The organism is Mesorhizobium sp. M7A.F.Ca.CA.002.09.1.1, from assembly GCF_003998555.1.
Classification (GTDB): Bacteria; Pseudomonadota; Alphaproteobacteria; order Rhizobiales; family Rhizobiaceae; genus Mesorhizobium; species Mesorhizobium ciceri.
Genome location: NZ_RZRR01000583.1, coordinates 1 through 3,660, shown reverse-complemented (window position 1 = coordinate 3,660; position 3,660 = coordinate 1). Strand labels below are relative to the sequence as shown.

The window sequence follows — 3,660 nt, the reverse complement described above, 5'->3', positions numbered from 1 at the left end:
CAGGAATAGCGGATCGAGATGCGCTCCAGCGCGGTCTGGCGCTCCGAGGCGGTCATGAAGGTGCTGGAGGAGACGGTTTCGGCCGCCGGCGCGATCAGGCTCATCCACTTGCCGATGAAGTCGCCCGGCGACAGCGGCGCGGAATTGCTGTCGAGCGCCGCCCGGATGCCGCCGCAGCGGCCATGGCCCATGACGACGATGTTCTTGACCTTGAGGCTCTGTACGGCGAATTCAAGCGCCGCCGAGGTCGAATGGAACTCGCCGTCGGGTGCATAGGGCGGCACCAGATTGCCGACATTGCGCAGAACGAAGAGTTCGCCCGGCCCAGCGTCGAAGATCGCCTCGGGCGCCGAACGCGAATCGCAGCAGGCGACGATCATCGTCTCCGGCGCCTGGCCTTCGCGAGCGAGATCGCGATAGCGCCCGCTCTCTGTGAGATAGCGGCCATTCATGAAATTGCGATAGCCGGCGAGAAGATGTTCAGGGAGATGGGACATGGGCGGCGTCTGGAGCCTTTCCGGGTTGGATGCGGCAGCTCGTTGCGGTCTAGAGAGGCTCTAGCGGCAAAAGCCGGTCGCGAGCAATGCAGAATTATGAGGGCTGGCTAGAAATGCCATGCATCGAGCGCAACGGTGGCCAACAGCGTCACGCCCAGATGGCGACGGGAATGCCAAAGCTGTCGCGGCCCGGCGGGTCGGGAAACGGCCGCGCCTCGCCGCCGACGATGCGACCGGCGATCAGCGTCATCGCGGCTGCGTCGAGGAAGTCATCAGCGGCGGCACCGCGGGGCGGCGGCTGGTCGAGAAAGCCCTTATCATAGCCGAGCCGGCAGAGCAGCGCCTTGCGTTCCGCCATGCCGGCCGGATTGATGCTGCCCTTGATCTTCTTCGGCAGTTGCATGGCTTGATCGCCGTTCAAGCGGCAGAAAGCGACTTCCGGATGGGATTCGAACACGCGGCCGCGCAAATCGGGCCGCGCGATCAGCAGGGCGTCGATCTCGCGGATCTTGGCAAAAATGCCGAACGCCTGGATCGAGACGCCGCGCGGCGGATCGGATGTGGTCAGGGCCACCGCGCTTGCCCTGACGTGCGCGGCATACCAGGCTTCGATGGTGGTGAAGCCGTTGGTGTCGGCATAGAGCGCGGCACGGGACGGGATCGAGAAGACACTGGACTGGCGTGCCCCGAGCAGCGGCCGCACCAGCGCTTCGGGGCCGCGACCGCCCTTGCCCGAAAAGCCGGGCAGGCCGATCGGCATGTCGACGGCGATGACAGCGTCTTCGGGAAGGGATGCGAGCAGGGCAGTGAAGGTTGCAAAGACACCGACCGACGGTGCCATGCCAAAAGTTCGTCGGACGGCGATCCAGCCGGCCTTGCAGCCATCGACGCCGACAAGTACGGCCTCAGTCGATGTCACGCCCGGCGGCCCCGCCCTGGATGTGTGAGGTGGCGAAGCTGGACCATCGCCATCGGATGCGACAGGCTCTGCGCATCGGTTTCGAGCTGCAGTTCGTCGCCGCCGCGCTTGGCGGTGCGTGCCAGGATCTCGTAGACCGCCGCCGTCGTCGATTGCAGCGCCTTGATCGGTGGCTGGCCGGACAGGATGCGTGCCAGGTAAACGGCCGCCGTCAGATCGCCCAGGCCATTCGGCGGCTTGTCGATCAGGCGATGTTCGGCGAGCAGCGCCTGGCTGTTATCGAGCAGGAGGTTGCCGGTGCCGCCCGTCATCATCGACGGCGCCGAGGTGACCAGCATGGTCGATGGTCCGGCGTGCAGCGCCGCCGCGATCACCGATTTCATGTCTGGCAACGCGGCGCCGGCCATCCATTCCAGTTCGTAGCGGTTAGGGGTGGCTATGTCGGCGATCGGCATCAGCCGGTCGCGCATGGCGATGGCGGTCGGTTCGGGCACATAGAGGCCGCCCGAATCACCCATCACCGGATCGCAGATATAGACGGCGCCGGGCGTCCTTGCCTTGACCGCGGCGACCAGCGAGGCGACGGCCTCGGCCTGGCCCGCCTCGCCGAGATAGCCGGACAGCACGGCGCCGACCTCACCCAGCCATGGCGCCCGCTCGAGATCGGCCATCAGAGCCTTGAACTCGTCGAGCGGCGGCACGATGCGCGTCGCGCGCCCATGGCCGGGATGCCAGGGCAAGATGACGGTCGGCACCGCCCAGACCGGGAAACCCAGGGTCTCCAGCGCAAAGACGGCAGCACGGTTGCCGACCGAGCCACGCGCGACATGGCTGGAAATGACGATGACCGCACGCGGCGCGTCGGTTTGTTCGGCGCTCATTGTCGTTTGATTCCTAACTGCCCCGGATGACGTAAAGCACGAGCCAGACCATCAGGCCCAGCGCCAGCAGCAGGCCCAGCGTGCGGCCAAAGCGGGTGCCCCAGACTTCGATCGGATCGGCACGATCGGCATCGGCCGCGATGACGTGATCGTGCATGCCTTTCGCTGCCCGCGCTACAAACGAGTTGCCGGCCGGATCCGTCTCGCGCGCAATGCGCTCGAGGATACGGCGCGATTCCTTGTCGCTGTCCTGGCGTTCCGCCATGATGATGTCCCGTTTTGCCGGACCTTATCGCGTTCGCACGGCCAATCACAGAGCCTTGCAGCGGCACCGGGCGTGCCAGGCGAGGGGCTGCCGGCGCGGGCGGTTTTCTTGCGCGCTGATTGTGGTAATGCTTCGCGTGCAACTTCTACCGAGGGACCCCCATCATGTTTGCCCAGCGCCTTGCCTTGCCGTCCACGTTCCGCACGCTGCCCGCCTTCCTGATGATGGCGATCGTGTTGCCGCTGCTTGCAGGCTGCGGCTATAACACCATCCCGACGGCGGAAGAAAATGCCAGGGCGGCATGGAGCGAGGTGCTGAACCAGTATCAGCGCCGCGCCGACCTCATCCCCAACCTGGTCGAGACGGTCAAGGGCTATGCCTCGCATGAAAAGGATACGCTCGACGCGGTGGTCGAGGCGCGCGCCAAGGCAACGCAGATCACGGTAACACCGGAAACGCTGAAGGATCCCGAAGCCCTCAAGAAGTTTCAGGATGCCCAGGCGGGGCTGACCAGCGCGCTGTCGCGGCTGATCGCGGTCTCGGAGGCCTATCCCGACCTCAAGGCCAATCAGAACTTCCTGGCGCTGCAGGCGCAGCTCGAAGGCACCGAGAACCGCATCGCGGTGTCGCGGCGCGATTACATCCAGGCGGTCAGGGACTACAATCTGACGCTGAGGACGTTCCCCTCGGTGCTGTGGGCGACCTTCTGGTTCCGCGGCAACGAGCCCTTCGCCAATTTCACCGTCGCCGAAGACAAGATGCAGCCGCCGAAGGTCGATTTCGGCACGAAGCAGGGCGGGTGAACGTCCACTGTCATCGGAATAAATCCCGCGAAATGACGGGCTGCTGGCGTGCAAACACCCCCCTCTGTCCTACCGGACATCTCCCCCTCAAGGGGGGAGATTGGCAGCTTCGGCGCTGACGCCCATCTTGCGACGTTGAAAATTGGTGAAAGTGGAGATGGCGGCCAATCTCCCCACTTGAGGGGGAGATGCCCGGCAGGGCAGAGGGGGGCGCTCCGGAACGCAAGCCTAGGGTTCCTTTTCGCTCTTCTAAGCCTCCTCTTCCTCCCCTTCACCGCCCTCGCGGCCGATCTCC

At 65.3% G+C, this 3,660-nt stretch carries 5 protein-coding genes; 1 reads left to right on the top strand and 4 read right to left on the bottom strand.

The window, feature by feature from the left end:
- From EN994_RS22435 to EN994_RS22420, 4 genes are all read right to left on the bottom strand, one after another.
- On the bottom strand, positions 1-497 hold a 497-nt coding region (locus EN994_RS22435), incomplete at its 3' end, for a carbonic anhydrase (protein ID WP_127307812.1).
- A 148-nt stretch (positions 498-645) separates the two neighbouring features.
- Complete coding sequence (locus tag EN994_RS22430; protein WP_063169476.1) at positions 646-1,416, bottom strand: DUF429 domain-containing protein; 771 nt, start codon at positions 1,414-1,416, stop codon at positions 646-648.
- Positions 1,413-2,297: a pyridoxal kinase PdxY gene (pdxY, locus tag EN994_RS22425; protein WP_063169475.1), complete on the bottom strand. Its 885-nt coding sequence runs from the start codon at positions 2,295-2,297 to the stop codon at positions 1,413-1,415. Before pdxY ends, EN994_RS22430 begins: the two co-directional genes overlap by 4 nt.
- 13 nt (positions 2,298-2,310) lie before the next feature.
- Positions 2,311-2,562, bottom strand: coding sequence for a hypothetical protein (locus EN994_RS22420; protein WP_063169474.1), 252 nt, complete (start codon positions 2,560-2,562; stop codon positions 2,311-2,313).
- Between the two features lie 164 nt (positions 2,563-2,726).
- Here EN994_RS22420 and EN994_RS22415 point away from each other — a divergent pair, with 164 nt between their 5' ends.
- Positions 2,727-3,365 carry a LemA family protein gene (locus EN994_RS22415; protein ID WP_024504707.1) on the top strand — a complete coding sequence of 213 codons (639 nt, stop codon included), beginning with the start codon at positions 2,727-2,729 and terminating at the stop codon, positions 3,363-3,365.
- Positions 3,366-3,660 lie beyond the last annotated feature (295 nt).